The organism is Sphingomonas sp. SAFR-052 (assembly GCF_051965015.1).
Classification (GTDB): Bacteria; Pseudomonadota; Alphaproteobacteria; order Sphingomonadales; family Sphingomonadaceae; genus Sphingomonas.
Map to the genome: position 1 here is coordinate 406,349 of NZ_JBQCMO010000003.1, position 16,836 is coordinate 423,184.

Genomic DNA, 16,836 nt, shown 5'->3' on the forward strand with positions numbered 1-16,836 from the left:
ATCGGTCATCGCAAAGCCTCCACCGCTGCTGCGAAGGCGCGGCCGCGCGCTTCGAAATCGCTGAACTGGTCGAATGACGCACAGGCCGGCGACAGGAGCACCGTGTCGCCGGGTTGCGCATGGGCGGCGGCGTTGCGGACCGCTGCGTCGAGGGTGCTGCTGATCTCCACGGCCACATCTGGGGCGAGGATGTCGGCGAACCGTTCGGCAGCAGTGCCGATGGTGTAGGCGCGCACGACATTGCCGAAGCCGGGGCGGCAAGCGTCGAGGTCGTCCGACTTGGCAAGGCCGCCGACGATCCAGTGGATGCGGCCGAAGGCGTTGAGCGCGGGCGCGGTCGAATCGGGGTTGGTCGCCTTGCTGTCGTCGACATAGGCGACGCCGTTGACGTCGGCTACATGCGCCATGCGGTGTGGCAGGGCACGGTAGCTTTGCAGACCGGCGCGGATGGTGTCGGCGTCGAGGCCGAGGGCTTCGCAGACGGCGATGGCGGTCAGCGCGTTCTGGGCATTGTGCGGGCCGGCGAGTGCGGGGCCATAGGCGGGCGTGTCGGCAGGCACCGCGATGCGAGTGGCGTGCGGCAGGGTGTCGGCGATGGCGGCGGAGGTCGCGTCGCCGGTGCCGACGATCGCGGCGTGGCCGGGCGACTGCATCGCGAACAGGCGGGCCTTCGATGCGGCGTACGCTTCGAAGCCGGCATAGCGGTCGAGATGGTCGGGGGTGATGTTGAGCAGCACCGCGACGTCGCAATCGAGGCTGTAGGTAAGGTCGATCTGGTAGCTCGACAGTTCGAGGACATAGACGCCCCCTTCCGGCAGCGGCTCCTGCGCGAGGATCGGCAGGCCGATATTGCCGCCCATCCGCGCGGGGCTGCCCGCCTGTTCTAGAATGTGGTGGACCAGCGCGGTGGTGGTCGACTTTCCGTTGGTGCCGGTGATGCCGACGACCTTGTGCGACGGCAGGTCGTCGCGGGCCTGGGCGAAGAGTTCGACGTCGCCGATGATCGGCGTGTCGCCGGCGTGCTGGACGATCGGATGCCGGTTGAGCGGAACGCCGGGCGACACGACGACGCCATCGAAACCGGCGAGGTCGATGGTGAGGGGATCGGCAAACACCAAAGTCCTGTCCCCCATGGGGGAGAGGGTTGGGAGAGGGGGAGTCCCGGGCGCCGGCAGGGAAGAAACCCCCTCTCCCCGACCCTCTCCCCGCAAGCGGAGAGAGGGAGAGCGGCGCGCTTCGTCGCTATCCCACGCCACGACCTCCGCCCCGCCGGCCAGCAGCGCGCGGACGGTGGCGGCGCCAGAGCGGGCGAGCCCCAGCACCGCGAACTTCTTTCCCGCCCAGGCGGAAGCGACAATCACCGCAGTTTCAGCGTCGAGAGGCCGGCCAGCGCCAGCACGAAGGCGATGATCCAGAAGCGGATCACGACCGTCGCCTCGGCCCAGCCGAGCTGTTCGAAATGATGGTGGATCGGCGCCATGCGAAAGATGCGCTTGCCGGTACGCTTGTACCAGAACACCTGGATGATGACCGACAGCGCCTCGACGACGAACAGTCCGCCGATGATCGCCAGCACGATTTCATGGTGCGACGACACGGCGATCGCGCCCAATGCGCCGCCCAGCGCCAGACTGCCGGTATCGCCCATGAACACCGCCGCCGGGGGGGCGTTGTACCACAGGAACGCCAGCCCGGCGCCGACGATCGCGCCGCAGAACAGCGCGAGGTCGCCCGCGCCCAGCACGTGCGGGATGCCGAGATAGGCAGCGAACTTGGCGTTGCCGACCATATAGACGATCAGCATCAGCGCGACCGACGCGATGATGACCGGCATGGTCGCGAGGCCATCGAGCCCGTCGGTCAGGTTCACCGCATTACCGAAGGCGACGATCGTGAAGGCGGCGAAGACGATGTAGAACGGCCCTAGATCGATCGCCACGCCCGAGAAAAAGGGCACGTAGAGCATCGTGCCGGTCTGGCGGATGATGATCCAGCTGGCGACGCCGGCGATGAAGAATTCGAGCAGCAGCCGCACCCGGCCCGACACGCCCGCCGTGCTCGCCTTGCGCACCTTGTCATAGTCGTCGAGGAAGCCGATCGCCGCGAAACCGAGCGTCACGAACAGGCACGCCCAGACGAACGGGTTGGCGAGGTCCATCCACAACAGCACCGCAACCGCCAGCGAGGTCAGGATCATCAGCCCGCCCATGGTCGGCGTGCCGCGCTTGGCGAGATGACTCTGCGGTCCGTCGAGGCGGATCGGCTGCCCCTTGCCCTGGCGCACGCGCAGCCAGCCGATGAAGCGCGGACCGATGATGAGGCCGAGGAACAGCGCCGTCGCCGTCGCCGCGCCGGTGCGGAACGACAGATAGCGGAACAGGTTCAGCACGCCCGGGAAGCCGAAATATTCGGCGATTTCGTACAACATCAGTCCTGGCCCCACAGGTCGGCGACGACCCGCGCCAGCCCCACCCCGTTCGATCCCTTTACGAGCACCGCGTCACCCGGCGACAGCAGGTCCGACAGGACCCGCGCGGCGGCGGCGGCGTCGGGCACATGGACGGATTCGACGCGGCCCTCAAGCGCCTTGGCGAGGGGGAGCATGCCCTCGCCCACCAATATGGCGCGCGAAACCCCCGCTTCGTCGATCGGGACGGCCAGCGCCGCGTGATAGGCATCGGACGAGTCGCCCAGCTCACGCATTTCGCCCAGCACCGCGACGCGCCGTTCGGCGCGTTCGGCGGCTAGGACCTTCAACGTGGCGCGCATCGAGGCGGGGTTGGCGTTGTAGCTTTCGTCGATGACCAGCGCCTCGCCGTCGCCGACGCGGATCTTGCGCCGCGCGCCGCGTCCGGCAAGCCCGTCGAGATCGGCGAGCGCGAGGCCGGCGACGCCGAGATCACCGCCGAACGCATCGACCGCCGCCATCACCGCCAGCGAATTGGCGACCCAATGTTCGCCGGGTTGGGACAGCGTATAGCTGACCTCGCGATCGCCGAGGCGCGCGGTGACGAAGCTGTCGCCGCTCGCAAGGCGAACATATTCGATCGCGCGGACATCGGCCCCGTCGCGCAACCCGAAGGTGACGATGCGGCCGGCATGAGGCTGCGCGGCGGCGATCAGCGTGTCGCGATGTGGGCTGTCATACGGCACGATGGCGACGCCGCCGGGGGTCAGCCCTTCGAAAATTTCGCCTTTCGCGCGGGCGATCGCATCCTCGCCGGTGAAGAAGGCGGTATGCGCCGGGGCGATGGTGGTGACGATCGCGATATCGGGGCGGACCAGCCGGGTCAGCTGCGACAACTCGCCCGCATGGTTCATGCCCATTTCGAGCACCGCCGCCCGCGTCGTCGCCGGCATGCGGGCAAGGCTCAGCGGCACCCCGGTATGGTTGTTGTAGCTTTTGACCGAGCGATGCGCCTGTCCGAAGGTCACCCGGTCGAGCGCGGCGAACAGCGCTTCCTTGGTCCCGGTCTTGCCGACCGACCCGGTGACGCCGATGATCCGCCCGGTCACGCGCGCGCGGGCGGCATGGGCGAGCTGGTCGAGTGCGGCGGTCGTGTCGGGGACCAGCACGTGCGGTCCATCGACCGGCTGCGACACCAGCGCGCCTGCCGCCCCTTGCGCGAATGCCTGCGCGACGAAACGGTGGCCGTCGGTCGCCTCGCCCGACAGCGCGACGAACAGGTCGTCGGGGCCGACCTCGCGGCTGTCGAAGGCTACGCCGTTCGCGTCGAAACCGGCCGAAGCGACACCGCCGGTCGCAGCGGCAATCGCTGCCGAGGTCCAGAGCGGACCGACACCGTCAGCTCGCACAGTCACGCGCCACCTGCACGTCGTCGAAAGGAAGGATCATATCGCCGACGATCTGGCCCTGTTCATGCCCCTTGCCCGCGATCAGCACGATGTCGCCCGGCTGCGCCATGTCGCAGGCAGCGCGAATCGCGGCGCGACGGTCGCCGATCTCGGTAGCGTTAGGTGCGCCCTCCAGCACCTGCGCGCGGATCGTCGCGGCGTCTTCGGTACGGGGATTGTCGTCGGTGACGATCGCAATATCGGCATGGGTCGCGACGACCTCGCCCATCGGCGCGCGCTTGCCGGTGTCGCGGTCGCCGCCCGCGCCGAACACGACGATCAGCCGCCCATCGGCATGCGGGCGGAGCGCCGCGATCGCGGCCTCCAGCGCGTCAGGGGTATGGGCATAGTCGACATAGACCGGCGCGCCGTTCGGCAGGATCACCGCGCGTTCCAGCCGCCCGCGCACCGGCTGCAACCGCGCCAGCCCGGCGAGTGTCGCGGCGAGCGAGCCGCCGGTCGCCAGCACGAGGCCCGCAGCGGTGAGCGCGTTCGCCGCCTGATAGGCACCGATCAGCGGCAGTTGCACCTGGTGCGCCTGCCCCTCGGCCTCGATCGTCAGCGTCTGGCCGAGGAGGCTCGGCTCGCGGCCGGTCAGGCGGAGCGTATCGCCATGTTCGCCGACGGTGATGAGCGTGTTGCCACGCACGCGGGCGAGGTCGATCACGCGGTCGGCATGCGGATCGTCGACCCACACCACCGCCGTTCCGTCATCGGCCAACACCTCGGCGAACAGGCGCAGCTTGGCGGTCAGATAGGTCGCCATGTCGCCATGATAGTCGAGATGATCGCGGCTGAGATTGGTGAAAGCGGCGGCGCGAACCGGCAGCCCTTCGGTGCGATATTGCGACAGGCCGTGGCTCGACGCCTCGAACGCGACATGGGTCACGCCCTCGCGCGCCAGCCCGGCGACGTTCGACAGGAAGGTGACGATGTCGGGCGTGGTCAGCCCGGTCGTGACGCGTTCGTCGGCGGTGGTGACGCCCAGCGTGCCGATCGATGCGGCATGATGCCCCTGCATCCGCCACAATTGCCGCACCATTTCGACGGTGCTGGTCTTGCCGTTGGTGCCGGTAACCGCGACGCAGGTCGACGGGAACGGCGCGAAGAACTGCGCGGCGGCGCGGGCAAAGGCTTCGCGCGGGTCGCGGGCGGTAATGTGTACCGCGCCCTCGACGACTGCTTCGGGTCGGGCGACGATGGCGACAGCACCGGCGGCGATGGCGGCGGGAATGAAGTCCTCGCCATTGACCCGCGCCCCTTCGAACGCGCCGAACACGGTGCCCGGCGCGACCTTGCGATGGTCGATCGCAAAGCCCGTGACGATCTGCGGTTCGTCACCGCCAGTAATCGTTCCCAATTTCATTCCACGTTCGCCAGCTTCTTCGCGTCACCCGGCGCGCGCCACAACAGCCCGCGCAATCCGGCGACGTCGATATCGGCATTGGCGTCGGGAATCACCCCCAACAGCGGGCCGGTACGCGAAATGACGCGGCTGACCACCGGTGCGGCGGTCCATGCCGCGCTGGTGAAGCCGAAGGTTTCCTTCGTCCCCTTCGGACTGTCGAGCATCGCGATCACGACATAGCGCGGGCGATCCATCGGGAAGACCGCGGCAAAGGTCGACACGTTGACCTTCTTTGAATAGCCGCCGCCCGCGCCGACCGTTTCGGCGGTACCGGTCTTGCCGCCGACGCGGAAGCCGGGCGCCTCCGCCTTGCGGCCGGTGCCGTCGGTGACGATCAGCCGCAACAGCGCGCGCATCTTGGCGCTGGTCGCCTCCGAAAAGACGCGGCGACCGGCGGGGGCCTGTCCCGGCTTCAGCTTCATCAGCGTCGCCGGCCGCCAAATGCCGCCATTGACCAGCGCGGCATAGGCGCTCGCGAGGTGCAGCGGGGTGACGGCGATGCCATGGCCGAAGGCGGTGGTCATCGTCGTCGTCCGGCCCCAGAAATGCGGCCAGATCGGGCGCGACTTTTCGACCTCCAGATCGGGTGCGGCGTCGAAATGCAGCGAGCGGAACAGCTTTTCCATGCGCGCCTGCCCCATTTCGTCGGCGATGCGCGCGGTGCCGATGTTCGAAGAATGGACGAGGATTTCGGGCACGTTCATCCAGCGCTTCTGGGCGTGATCGTCGCGGATGCGGAAACCGGCGACGCGCAGCGGCTCGGTCGCGTCGTAGCGCTTCGACAGCGACGGCACGACACCATCGTCGAGCGCGGCGGCCATGGTCAGCGGCTTGAACGCCGATCCCAGTTCGTACACGCCCTGCGTCACGGTGTTCATCTGCCCGGTATTGGCTGTGACATGGTTGGGATTGAAGGTCGGCAGCGAGGTCATGGCGATGACTTCGCCGGTATCGCTGTCGAGGACGATGCCACCGGCACCCCGCGCCTGGAACACCGCCATCGCATTGGCGAGTTCGCTTTCCAGTGCCGCCTGTACCCTGGTGTCGAGGCTGAGCGCGACCGGACGCCCGCGCTCGGCCGGGTCGACCAGCCGCGCGTTCAGGAATTTCTCCATGCCGCGCACGCCGCGCCCGTCCATGTCGAGATAACCGAGCGCATGCGCCGCCATCGCGCTTTGCGGATAGAGGCGTTCGGGTTCGCGGCCGAGCGCGATGCCCGGTTCGCCCAGCGCATTCACCTGCTGCACCAGTTCGGGCAACGCGCGGCGGCGCAGATAGACGAAGCTGCGGTCGAGATTGAGCTGCGCGTAATAATAGCCCGCGTCGTGATCGGGCATCAGCGCGGCAAGCTGTTCGGCCAGTTGTCGCTTGTCGCCGATCACCTTGTCCGGGCGCACCGCGATCGACCAAGCATCGATCGTGCGGGCCAGCGGCGCGCCGTTGCGATCGACCAGATCGCCGCGCAGCGGGACCAGCGCCGATTCGGCGGCAATCGCCGAGCGCGGTTCGGCCATGACGCCCAGCAGCATCAATCGTACGAGGATCGCCGCCACCCCTGCCGCGAACAGCAGCATCAGCACCATCAGCCGGTAATGGGCGATGTTCACCAGCGTATGGCGCGCGCCGTCGGCACGCTGCTGGTTGAGCGGAGGGGCGACGACTACGATCACGGGCGGGCGGCTTCCTTGCGGGCGGAACGGGCCAGATCGGCCATCGTCGCGTCGCTTAGCAGGGTTCGGTCGAGCATCGCCACCGCCCGCGCCTTGGCCGGGATCACATCTGCCTTCGCCGTCTGGACCGGCCCGACCGGCTTGAGGGTGCGCGCCGGCTCAGCCTTGGCGGGGGTCGGGGCGGCGACGGGTGCGGTGGCGGCGAGCGCGGGCTCCGGGGTCGGGGGGACGAGTTCCATCGGTGCGCTCGGCACGACATAGGCGAGCGCGACATTGCCGCCCTCGGTCCGGCCGGGCAGCGACGCCAGCTGATGCTCGCCGCCGACATATTGTTCGGCGCGCGGTGCGGCCAGCGCCAGCACGTCACCGTTCCAGCGTTCGAGTTGCGCCATATTGGCGCGGGTGTCAAATTCGGTTTCAAGCGCGCGGATATCCTTGCGCGCCTGCACGATCGATCGCTCGACCGCCTCGACCCGGCCGCGCTCCGCCGCCCCCTGCGAAATGACGAGGTAAAAGGCGGGCGCCATCACGCCGATCGCCACCAGCTTGCCCAACGTCCCGAACCCGAACGCACCCATCACATCGCACTCCCGTTCGAACTCCACGGCGCGGACGCCGTGCGAATGGCCGCACGCAACGTCGCCGAACGCGCGCGCGGATTGATCGTCACTTCTTCGTCGCTCGGCCGCACCGCCTTGGCGAGATCGCCGAAGCTGGGCGCCGGCCCCTGCACCACCAGCGGACGGTGGCGCGAACCGGCGGGCATCGCCCCACCCCGCTCGCGCAGGAACCGCTTGACGATGCGGTCCTCGAGGCTGTGGAAGCTGACCACCGACAGCCGCCCGCCCGGGCGCAACACCCGCTCCGCCGCGTCGAGCCCGGCGGTCAGTTCGCCCAGTTCGTCGTTCAGGTGGATGCGAATCGCCTGGAACGCGCGGGTCGCCGGGTCCTTCTTCTCGTACGGGCGATGACCGAGCGCGCGGCGGACCACGGCGGCGAGTTCGCCAGTGCGCGACAACGGCCGCGCGCCGACGATGAAGTTCGCGACGCGGCGATGGCGCGGTTCCTCGCCATAGCGGTCGAGCACGTCCGAAATCTCTGCCTCGTCGGCGGTGTTGAGCCATTCCGCCGCCATCATTCCTTCCCGGCTCATCCGCATGTCGAGCGGGCCATCCGATTGAAAGGAAAAGCCGCGATCGGCCTGATCGAGCTGCATCGACGACACGCCGATATCCATGACGACGCCGTCGACCGCGTCAATGCCGCGCGCCGCCAATTCGCCCGCCATCGCCGAAAAAGGCGCTTCGATCAGCGTCAGCCGGTCACCGGCTTCGTCGAGCAGCGGCGTGGCGGCGGCATGCGCGGTCGGATCGCGGTCGAACGCGATCACCCGCGCGCCCGCCGCAAGCATGGCACGCGTATAGCCGCCCGCGCCGAACGTCGCGTCGACATGCGTCTCGCCCGGCTGGATCGCGAGTGCAGCGACCGCTTCGGTCAGCAGGACCGGGATATGCGGAGCAGCGGTCATTGCAGCCCCTTCTCTTCCATCAGGAATTCGCACAGCTCACGCGTGTCGGTGTCGATCTCGGTATCGGCGATCAGGGTGAACGGGTCCCAGATGTTGAAGGTGTCGCCGCGCCCGTGGAAGAACGCCCATTTGTCGATCTTCGCCCGGCGGCGATAGAAGGTCGGCAGCACGAAGCGCCCGGCGCTGTCGAACGGCGCCGATTCGAGATTGCCGAACGCCTTGCCCGCAACGTTATAGTCGGTGTCGACATCCTCGTCGCTGCCCTGCGGCCGGCGCGAGTACAGGATCTTCGGCCAGGCGGTGTCGAACGCGCTCAGACAGACATGCTTGCCGTGGCGTTTGATAAGCAGTTCGCGGGCGTCGGCATTCTTCTCCAGCACCGAGCGCAGCTTGGCAGGCACTGCGACGCGACCCTTCGCGTCGACCGCCTGTAGCCCGTAGCTCAGGTAGAGTTCCCTGTCCGACACATCGCCCCTGTTTGGTCACGCAGGAGAAGCGTCGCGCCCGGCAAATACGCGCCGCGCGAGAAGGTTCGACGATCCCAGGACCTGCCCCCTGTGACCCCCGAAGAGGTACCAAAAGTACACATGGGCTACAATGGGAGAAGTTGGGTAGCGGTGGGATTTTACCCCACCAGACGGGCGGTTTCTAGGCTGTACGTTGTTTGTTCACCCATTGATGTACATCAATTACGCACGTGACGATGGGATCACGCCCCACCGGGGCACGACGCGATTGGGCAGGCATGGGATCGGCGACGAAACGCCGCCCGGCGCGTCGAATCCGGGGCCGGTTTTCGGGGATCAGCGCCGCGCAGGCGCGATCAGGGGGCTTCGGGCGTGGTCGCGTTGTTGCCGGGCGCGGTGCCGGGCGCGATGCCCAGTTCGGCAAGCGGCTCGTCGGGGTTGCCGGCGCTTAGATTGGCGAGCGCGACATTGGCCGATTCGTCGACGGCAGTGACATCCTCGCTGATCGGCGGCTCGTCGATCGCCGAGCGGAACAGGGCGCTCGCCAGCACGATCAGGAACACGACCAGCACCAGACCGGTCGCGCCGACGCGCAGGCGTTGCAGCAGTTGCGATTGATCGGACCGTGGCAACATTCGCAGGCGTGTTACGCCGAAGTCTCCGCGCTGTCGACCGCCAAGCCCTTCGCGGCCAGCCATTCGGGGTTGTAGAGCGTCGACAGATAGCGAAAGCCGGTGTCGCACAGGATCGTCACGACCCGGCTGCCCGGCCCCAATTGCCGCGCGAGCAGCACCGCACCGGCGACGTTGATCCCCGACGATAGGCCAAGGCACAGCCCCTCCTCGGCCAGCAGGCGACGGACCCAGACCATGCCTTCCGCGTCCGACACGCGGAACTGCGTGTCGATCGGCGCCCCGTCGAGATTGGCGGTGATCCGCCCCTGCCCGATCCCCTCGGCGACCGACGATCCTTCCGACCGCAGCTCGCCGCAGGCATAATAGTCGTACAGCGCCGCGCCGTGCGGATCGGTCAGCGCGATGGTGACCGATTCGTCCTTTTCTTTCAGGCCGAGGCCGACGCCGGCCAACGTGCCACCGGTCCCGGCGGCACAGGTAAAGCCGTCGATCCGGCCATCCATCTGGTCCCAGATCTCGGACGCCGTGCCGGTGATGTGCGCGCGGCGATTGGCGATATTGTCGAACTGGTTCGCCCAGATCGCGTTGGGCGTTTCCTCGGCGATCCGGCGGCTCGTATGCACGAAATGGCCGGGGTTCGAATAGGGCGCGGCGGGGACCAGCACCAGCTCTGCGCCGAGCGCGCGCAGCGTGTCCATTTTCTCGCGGCTTTGCGTCTCGGGCATGACGATGATCGTGCGATAGCCCTTGGCATTGGCGACGAGGGCGAGGCCGATGCCGGTATTGCCCGCCGTCCCCTCGACGATCGTGCCGCCGGGCCGGATCAATCCGCGCGCCTCAGCATCCTCGACGATCGACAGCGCGGCGCGATCCTTCACGCTGGCGCCGGGATTGGCGAATTCGCACTTGGCGAAAATCTCCGCCCCCGCCGCCTCGCTCGGCCCTTTCAGGCGGACGAGCGGGGTGTTGCCGATCAGGGCGAGCGTATCGGAGGCGATGTGCATGGGTTCCAGATGGCGCGGGACACCCGCCGGGGCAAGCGTGCGGCGCGGTAGAATGGATTGGCGGCGGGCAACGGGGGCTTGGGGCTACCCCACCAGCGCGTCGACCAAAGCCTTCACCTTCGCCTGCCGCCACTGCGGCAAGGGCGCGACCAGCCAATAGCCTTGTCGCCCGCCCTTCGGCTCGCCGACCACGCTCACCCGTCCGGCCGCAATGTCGCCACGCGCGAGCAGTTCGGGCACTGTCGCCCGCCCCAGCCCGGCCGCCGCCGCGTCGATCGCGAGTCCCGCATCGGCCACGCGCACGAGCGCCGACGCGTCCTCCGGCTCGCATCCGGCCCAGCCGATCCGCGTGTCGGCGCCACCGCCAGCGCGCTCGATCGTGACCATGCCGTCCGACTCCAGCGCCTCGCCCTCATGCGCGCCCGGCCCGTCGCCCCAACGGATGGCGAGGTCGAGATTCGCCTCGGTAAAGTCGATCGCATCGTCCGCTGCGACGAGCGCGAAGCGCAGTTCGGGGTCGCTCGTCGCGATCCGCGACAGGCGCGGCAACAGCCATTTCTGGGTCAAGTCGCGCGGCGCGGCGATGGTCAGCGACTTGGACGACTGGCCCGCCTGCATCGCGCGGACCGCTTCCTCGAACTGCAGGAAGCCGCCGCGCAGTGCCGCCAGCCCCGCCTCACCTTCAGGCGTGAGTTCGAGGCCGCGGGTCGTGCGCCGGAACAGCACGACGCCCAGCGTATCCTCGAGCGCGCGGACCTGCTGCCCGACGGCGGCCGGGGTCACCGCCAGTTCGTCGGCAGCGCGCGTGAACGACAGATGGCGCGCCGCTGCGTCGAGCACACGCAGACCGTTCAGCGGAAGATGCGTCCGCTTCATGCGCCGACCGCCGGGGCCAGCAGCGCGAAGCGCGGAATCGCCACGTCGAACGTATCGCCATCGTCGGCAAGCATGTGATAGCTGCCCTGCATCGCCCCGCTCGAGGTCGACAGCGGACAGCCGGACACATAGTCGAAGCTGCCGCCCGGTTCGATCACGGGCAATTCGCCGATCACGCCCTCCCCCTCCACGCTGTGCCGTTCGCCGCGCCCGTCGGTGATGATCCAGTGGCGGGTCAGCAGCTGCACGGTGCGATCCGACCCGTTTTCGATCCGGATATGATAGGCCCAGAACCAGCGTCCCTGTGCGGGCTGCGACTGTTCGGGCAGATAGGTCGCCGATACCCGCACCGCGATGCCGTCGGTCGTCGCCTCATGCGGGAACAGCGCCTTCATAGAGCGACCGCCCGCAATGCCTGATCCAGATCGGCGATCAGGTCGTCGGCATCCTCCAGACCCACATTGATGCGGATCATGCCCTCCGAAATGCCCATCTCGATCCGCTTCTCCTCGGCCACGCCCGAATGGGTGGTGGAGGCGGGATGCGTCATCAGCGAGCGTGAATCGCCGATATTGTTCGAGATATCGATCAGGCGCAGCGCATCGAGCAGCCCGTGCGCCTGGGCGCGACCGCCATCGAGTTCGAACGAGAAGATCGGCCCGGCCATCTTCATCTGGCGCATGCACAGGTCGTGCTGCGGATGGCTGGGCAGGCCCGGCGCGTTGATCTTCGGCACGCGCGCTTCGAGAAAGCTCGCGACCTTCAGCGCATTTTCCGACTGGCGCATCACCCGCAGGTCGAGCGTCTCCAGCCCCTTCAGCACCACCCACGCATTGAACGCGCTGAGCGTCGGGCCGGTGTTGCGGGTGAACGGCAGCAGCACGTCGTCGATGAACGCCTTGGTTCCGCAGACCGCACCAGCGAGCACGCGGCCTTGACCTTCCATCAGCTTCGTCGCGCTATAGGCGACGACGTCCGCGCCGAACTCCATCGGCCGTTGCAGCGCCGGGCTGGCAAAGGCGTTGTCGACGACGGTGACGATGCCGCGTTCGCGCGCCGCCGCGCAGATCGCGGTCAGGTCGGCGATGTCCATCGTCGGATTGGCCGGCGTTTCGAAGAACCAGACCTTGGTATTGGGTCGGCTGGCATCGATGAACGCCTGCGTATCGCGCGCGTCGACGACGTCGGTCTCGATCCCGAACTTCGGCAGCAGCGTATCGGTCAGCCAGCGGCACGACCCGAACGCCGCGCGCCCACCGACCAGATGGTCGCCCGCCGACAACTGGCACAACAGCGACGCGGTCATCGCCGCCATGCCGCTCGCCATCGTACGGCATGCCTCGGCCCCTTCCAGCAGGGCGATGCGTTCCTCGAGCATCTCGACCGTCGGGTTCTGCAACCGCGAATAGGTCATGCCCTGTTGCTCGCCGGCAAAGCGCGCCGCGGCGTCGCCTGCGCAGTCATAAGCATAGCCCGAGGTGAGGAACAGCGCCTCCGACGTTTCGCCATATTCGCTGCGCGCGGTACCGCCGCGCACGGCCTGCGTTGCGGGACGCCAATTGGCGGTGATGCTGCGGTCTTGTCCGGTCTTGCGCTTCATGGGCACGGTCTTTGCGCGCTCGGGACGAGAATTTCCAGAGGAGATGCAGCGCCCGCGATGCTGGACCCGCGGGGTCCGCGACCTTATCAAGCATCGATGCGTTCCGTGCTCAATGTCCATCGCTCGATCCTCGGCCAACCCTGGCGCTGGCGGGGTCTGGAGGGCGATGTGTGCGACGAAGGGTTCGTCGCCGACGACCTCGTCACCCGTATCCTGCTGGCGCGCGGTTGTCCTCGCGACGGGCTAGACGCGCACAAGACGCCCAGCATCCGCCAGTTCATGCCCGACCCGTCGATCTTTCGCGACATGGATCGCGCCGCCGATCGCCTCGCCGATGCGGTGATCGCGGGGGAGCCGGTCGCGATCTTCGGCGACTATGACGTCGATGGCGCGACTTCGGCGGCGTTGCTGGTGCGGCTGTTGCGCGATCTGGGGCTGACCGCCCGCCCGTACATTCCCGACCGGCAGTTGGAGGGCTATGGCCCCAACGCCCCGGCGATGCTGCGGCTGGCGGGCGAAGGCGCGACGCTGATCGTCACCGTAGATTGCGGCGCGCAGGCGTTCGACGCGCTGGCCGCCGCGCGACAGGCCGGGGTGGACGTGCTGGTGGTCGACCATCACCAATGCACGACGCAATTGCCGCCGGCGCTGGCGGTGGTGAACCCCAATCGGCTGGACGAAGGCGAAGGTGCAGCGCACGGCCATCTGGCAGCGGTTGGTGTTGCCTTCCTGTTGGGCGCAGCCTTACTGCGGAACTTGCGTGCACGCGGCTATTTTGCTGCCCGCGCCGAACCGCGGCTGCTCGACCTGCTCGATCTGGTAGCGCTCGGCACCGTCGCCGATGTCGCGCAGTTGCGCGGGCTCAACCGGGCGTTCGTTGCGCAGGGGCTGAAGGTCATGGCGCAGCGCCGCAATATCGGACTCACCGCGCTGATCGAAGCGTCGCGACTGACCCGCGCCCCGACCTGCACCGATCTCGGCTTTGCGCTGGGGCCGCGCATCAATGCCGGCGGGCGCGTCGGCAAGTCGGACCTGGGCGTCCGCCTGCTGACGACGCAGGACCCGGAGGAGGCGCGCGTGCTCGCCGTCGAGCTCGATCGGCTGAACGAGGAACGCCGCCTGATCGAGGGCGATGTGCAGGCGGAGGCCGACCTGTCGGCGCGGGCACAGGACTCACGCGGTTGCGTGGTCGTGGCGGGGCGCGGCTGGCATCCGGGCGTCATCGGCATCGTCGCCGGGCGGCTGAAGGAAAAGCTCGGCCGGCCGGTGTTGGTGATCGCCATCGACGAACATGGCGTTGGTAAGGGATCGGGTCGATCGATCCCCGGCGTCGATATGGGCGCGACGATCCTAGCGGCGAAGGAACTGGGGTTGGTCAGCGCGGGCGGTGGCCATGCGGCGGCGGCGGGCGTGACGGTGGCAGAGGACGCGATCCCCGCGCTTGCCGACTTCCTGCACGACCGCATGGCCGAACCGGTCGAGCGTGCTCGCGAAGACCGCGCACTGCTGGTCGACGCGGTGCTGGCGCCCGGCGGGGTCAGCCCGTCGCTGATCGAGGCGCTGGAGGCCGGCGGCCCCTATGGCATGGGCTGGCCTTCGCCACGGGTGGCGGCCGGACCGGTGCGCATCGTCAAGGCCGACATCGTCGGCAACGGCCATGTCCGCGCGATCCTGACCGGCGACGACGGCCGCCGGTTCAAGGGCGTGGCCTTCCGCCAGGCCGAAACCGATCTCGGCACGGCGCTGCTCGGCGCCCCCGCGCACCGCCGCCTGTGGCTGGCCGGCCGCGCGAAGCTAGACGACTGGGGAACCCGCCCCGCCGCCGAACTGCACATCGACGACATGGCGTGGGCGGATTGAACGGGCGGTGGCCGGATGCACGTGGCGCCGGGCCGATCAGACGAAATGTCGAAAAACCCTGTTGACCGATCCCGATCCCTCCCCTAACAGCCCCTCCACGCCTTCACGGCCCCTTCGTCTAGCGGTTAGGACGCGGCCCTTTCACGGCTGAAACACGGGTTCGATTCCCGTAGGGGTCACCATCCTCGCATCGAGGCGCGGAAATCCAGGATTTACGCCAGCTTCACCGTCCGCAGGTATAGTGAACGGGTATAGAAGCGCATGGTGCAGATGATCACACCCTGGAAACATCCCCAGACCGGCATCTACTATCTCTACAAGGAACTGCCGCCGCATCTGCGGGGCGAGATGGGCCGGCGTCAGGTCCGCCGCTCGCTCAAGACGCGCGATCCGGCGGAGGCCAAGCGGCTCTTCGTCCTGGCCCACGCCGAGCTCGAACAGGAGATGGCGGCCGCCGAGGCGCGGATCGCCGCGCAGAAGGTCGCCGACGAAATCTCGCCCGAGCGAGCCAAGATCATCGTCGACGACTTCATCCGCGACCGGCATTCGTCGGGTCGATGGTCACGCTGGCCCACGCTGGGTCTCGTTTGGTGGCTGGAGGACACCGCGCGCCGTGTCTTCAACACCGACTTTCCCCTCGCCGGGCTACCGATGGACGACAGTCCGGAAGCGCTGGCGGCGAAGCGTGGGCAGCCCGTGCCCGGCGACTGCTGGCTCGACGTGGTCCGAATGTATCCGCCGGCGGAATGGCTGAAAGCCAGCGGCATGGTCCTGGGCAACGTGTTTAAGGATCAGGACCCGCCGATCAAGCGCATCCCGGCCAACGACCTCCTTATCATCCAGGCGTAGAACGCCCGCGTCTTGGAGGACAATGAGCGCCTGCGCGCCGACATCGCCGCACCCCCATGCTGATGGATTATCGCGACGAGGCGGAGGATCTGCCCGCGACCATGCCGTGCCGACCGCACCCTGCCCTTCAACGAGCGCCTGGTGCGCCATGCGCATAGCGGCACGCCGCGCGTCAGCCCGCCGACGCTGAAGAAGCGCGTCGGATCGATCCGGACGCTGCTCAGCTTCGCGCATCAGCAGCGCTGGATTTCCCAGAACGTCGGTACCGGGGTCAAGATCACCGACTTCAGCCGGGTGGCGCGGGGTCGCCGCAGTTTTATGCCCGGCGAACTGGCGCAGTTGTTCGCCTCCGATCTGTTCCTGCTCGGGCTCACCTCCGGGGCGGGGCTCGAGGAAGTCGGACAGGCGCGCGTCTAGGACGTCAAGGCCGATTGCGGGATCCTCTACATCGACATCGACGACCTGATGGATACCGAGGCCGATCCGAACCTGCCCGAGAAGAGCGTGAAGATCATGGGTTCGCGGCGGATTATCCCCCATTCACGAGCATGTCCTGACGCTCGGCTTCGAGCGCTACGTGAGCGCGCTGAAGGACGCCCGGAGCGAACTACTATTCCCGGACCTCCGCCCCAGCACCTTCGGCAAACTGACCAAGGAGGCCAGCCGCCGCCTTAACCGCTACATCGACGCCGTCGTCAGCCCGAATCCCCGCCACGTCGCGCTGCACCTCCCCATCGATGAACATCTGCCGCGTCGTCGCGACGCCCTGCTCCGCATTGAAGACATCGACCTCCTTACGCAATTGCAGCAGGCGATCGTCGATCGTGAACCCGGCCGCCTCCAGCATTTGCTTGGCGCGGATGCCGAACGGACAGGTGTGCTTAGACGGTACCATGCGATAGAGGGCGGCCATTCTGGTTTCCGCCATCGGATGTCTCCGCGGACGTCAGCGCCCGTTCTGTCGCAGCGACCAGAGGTGCGCGACGTTCCGTTACAAAGTCCATAAGACCCACTTCCGGCCATTCCGGGGGGGGCGTACGCGCTTCCCATCTTCTGCCATTCGCTCACGTCATAAGCATCAAAT

At 67.9% G+C, this 16,836-nt stretch carries 17 protein-coding genes and 1 tRNA gene; 4 read left to right on the forward strand and 14 right to left on the reverse strand.

Features of this window, described 5'->3' with window-relative positions; translation table 11 throughout:
- Nucleotides 1-5 precede the first annotated feature (5 nt).
- From murD to ACTHQV_RS07810, 13 genes are all read right to left on the reverse strand, one after another.
- Nucleotides 6-1,361: a UDP-N-acetylmuramoyl-L-alanine--D-glutamate ligase gene (murD, locus tag ACTHQV_RS07750; RefSeq protein WP_440489352.1), complete on the reverse strand. Its 1,356-nt coding sequence runs from the start codon at nucleotides 1,359-1,361 to the stop codon at nucleotides 6-8.
- Nucleotides 1,358-2,428: a phospho-N-acetylmuramoyl-pentapeptide-transferase gene (gene mraY, locus ACTHQV_RS07755; RefSeq protein ID WP_440489353.1), complete on the reverse strand. Its 1,071-nt coding sequence runs from the start codon at nucleotides 2,426-2,428 to the stop codon at nucleotides 1,358-1,360. The genes murD and mraY overlap by 4 nt, the downstream gene beginning before the upstream one ends.
- Nucleotides 2,428-3,822 (reverse strand): UDP-N-acetylmuramoyl-tripeptide--D-alanyl-D-alanine ligase, encoded by a 1,395-nt coding sequence (locus ACTHQV_RS07760; protein ID WP_440489355.1) that lies wholly within the window; start codon nucleotides 3,820-3,822, stop codon nucleotides 2,428-2,430. The genes mraY and ACTHQV_RS07760 overlap by 1 nt, the downstream gene beginning before the upstream one ends.
- Complete coding sequence (locus tag ACTHQV_RS07765; protein WP_440489357.1) at nucleotides 3,806-5,221, reverse strand: UDP-N-acetylmuramoyl-L-alanyl-D-glutamate--2,6-diaminopimelate ligase; 1,416 nt, start codon at nucleotides 5,219-5,221, stop codon at nucleotides 3,806-3,808. The genes ACTHQV_RS07760 and ACTHQV_RS07765 overlap by 17 nt, the downstream gene beginning before the upstream one ends.
- Nucleotides 5,218-6,933 carry a peptidoglycan D,D-transpeptidase FtsI family protein gene (locus ACTHQV_RS07770; protein ID WP_440489359.1) on the reverse strand — a complete coding sequence of 572 codons (1,716 nt, stop codon included), beginning with the start codon at nucleotides 6,931-6,933 and terminating at the stop codon, nucleotides 5,218-5,220. Before ACTHQV_RS07770 ends, ACTHQV_RS07765 begins: the two co-directional genes overlap by 4 nt.
- The gene (locus ACTHQV_RS07775; protein ID WP_440489416.1) at nucleotides 6,930-7,511 is read right to left on the reverse strand and encodes a hypothetical protein; all 582 of its coding nucleotides are present in this window, start codon (nucleotides 7,509-7,511) and stop codon (nucleotides 6,930-6,932) included. The genes ACTHQV_RS07770 and ACTHQV_RS07775 overlap by 4 nt, the downstream gene beginning before the upstream one ends.
- Nucleotides 7,511-8,461: a 16S rRNA (cytosine(1402)-N(4))-methyltransferase RsmH gene (rsmH, locus tag ACTHQV_RS07780; protein ID WP_440489361.1), complete on the reverse strand. Its 951-nt coding sequence runs from the start codon at nucleotides 8,459-8,461 to the stop codon at nucleotides 7,511-7,513. Before rsmH ends, ACTHQV_RS07775 begins: the two co-directional genes overlap by 1 nt.
- Complete coding sequence (locus tag ACTHQV_RS07785; RefSeq protein WP_440489362.1) at nucleotides 8,458-8,928, reverse strand: division/cell wall cluster transcriptional repressor MraZ; 471 nt, start codon at nucleotides 8,926-8,928, stop codon at nucleotides 8,458-8,460. The genes rsmH and ACTHQV_RS07785 overlap by 4 nt, the downstream gene beginning before the upstream one ends.
- Nucleotides 8,929-9,284: 356 nt before the next feature.
- A complete protein-coding gene (locus ACTHQV_RS07790) occupies nucleotides 9,285-9,563 on the reverse strand; it encodes a hypothetical protein (protein ID WP_440489364.1) in 279 nt (92 codons plus the stop codon).
- Nucleotides 9,564-9,574: 11 nt separating this feature from the next.
- Nucleotides 9,575-10,567 (reverse strand): cysteine synthase A, encoded by a 993-nt coding sequence (locus tag ACTHQV_RS07795; protein WP_440489366.1) that lies wholly within the window; start codon nucleotides 10,565-10,567, stop codon nucleotides 9,575-9,577.
- Between the two features lie 84 nt (nucleotides 10,568-10,651).
- On the reverse strand, nucleotides 10,652-11,443 hold the full coding sequence (locus ACTHQV_RS07800) for a LysR family transcriptional regulator (RefSeq protein WP_440489367.1): 792 nt from the start codon (nucleotides 11,441-11,443) through the stop codon (nucleotides 10,652-10,654).
- On the reverse strand, nucleotides 11,440-11,838 hold the full coding sequence (apaG, locus tag ACTHQV_RS07805) for a Co2+/Mg2+ efflux protein ApaG (protein ID WP_440489369.1): 399 nt from the start codon (nucleotides 11,836-11,838) through the stop codon (nucleotides 11,440-11,442). Before apaG ends, ACTHQV_RS07800 begins: the two co-directional genes overlap by 4 nt.
- Nucleotides 11,835-13,043: a trans-sulfuration enzyme family protein gene (locus ACTHQV_RS07810; protein ID WP_440489371.1), complete on the reverse strand. Its 1,209-nt coding sequence runs from the start codon at nucleotides 13,041-13,043 to the stop codon at nucleotides 11,835-11,837. The genes apaG and ACTHQV_RS07810 overlap by 4 nt, the downstream gene beginning before the upstream one ends.
- A gap of 96 nt (nucleotides 13,044-13,139) precedes the next feature.
- Between ACTHQV_RS07810 and recJ the strand changes: the two genes are divergently transcribed.
- The 4 genes from recJ (at nucleotide 13,140) to ACTHQV_RS07830 (ending at nucleotide 16,169) form a co-directional block, all read left to right on the forward strand.
- A complete protein-coding gene (recJ, locus tag ACTHQV_RS07815; protein WP_440489372.1) occupies nucleotides 13,140-14,903 on the forward strand; it encodes a single-stranded-DNA-specific exonuclease RecJ in 1,764 nt (587 codons plus the stop codon).
- 107 nt (nucleotides 14,904-15,010) lie between these two features.
- A tRNA-Glu gene (locus tag ACTHQV_RS07820) sits at nucleotides 15,011-15,085 on the forward strand.
- Between the two features lie 79 nt (nucleotides 15,086-15,164).
- Entirely contained in the window at nucleotides 15,165-15,752 is a 588-nt protein-coding gene (locus ACTHQV_RS07825) for a DUF6538 domain-containing protein (protein WP_440489373.1), read from the forward strand.
- Nucleotides 15,753-15,893: 141 nt separating this feature from the next.
- Nucleotides 15,894-16,169 (forward strand): hypothetical protein, encoded by a 276-nt coding sequence (locus ACTHQV_RS07830; RefSeq protein ID WP_440489374.1) that lies wholly within the window; start codon nucleotides 15,894-15,896, stop codon nucleotides 16,167-16,169.
- A 193-nt stretch (nucleotides 16,170-16,362) separates the two neighbouring features.
- Here the strand turns inward: ACTHQV_RS07830 and ACTHQV_RS07835 are convergent, their stop codons facing one another.
- Nucleotides 16,363-16,665 carry a hypothetical protein gene (locus ACTHQV_RS07835; RefSeq protein WP_440489376.1) on the reverse strand — a complete coding sequence of 101 codons (303 nt, stop codon included), beginning with the start codon at nucleotides 16,663-16,665 and terminating at the stop codon, nucleotides 16,363-16,365.
- Nucleotides 16,666-16,836: the final 171 nt, after the last annotated feature.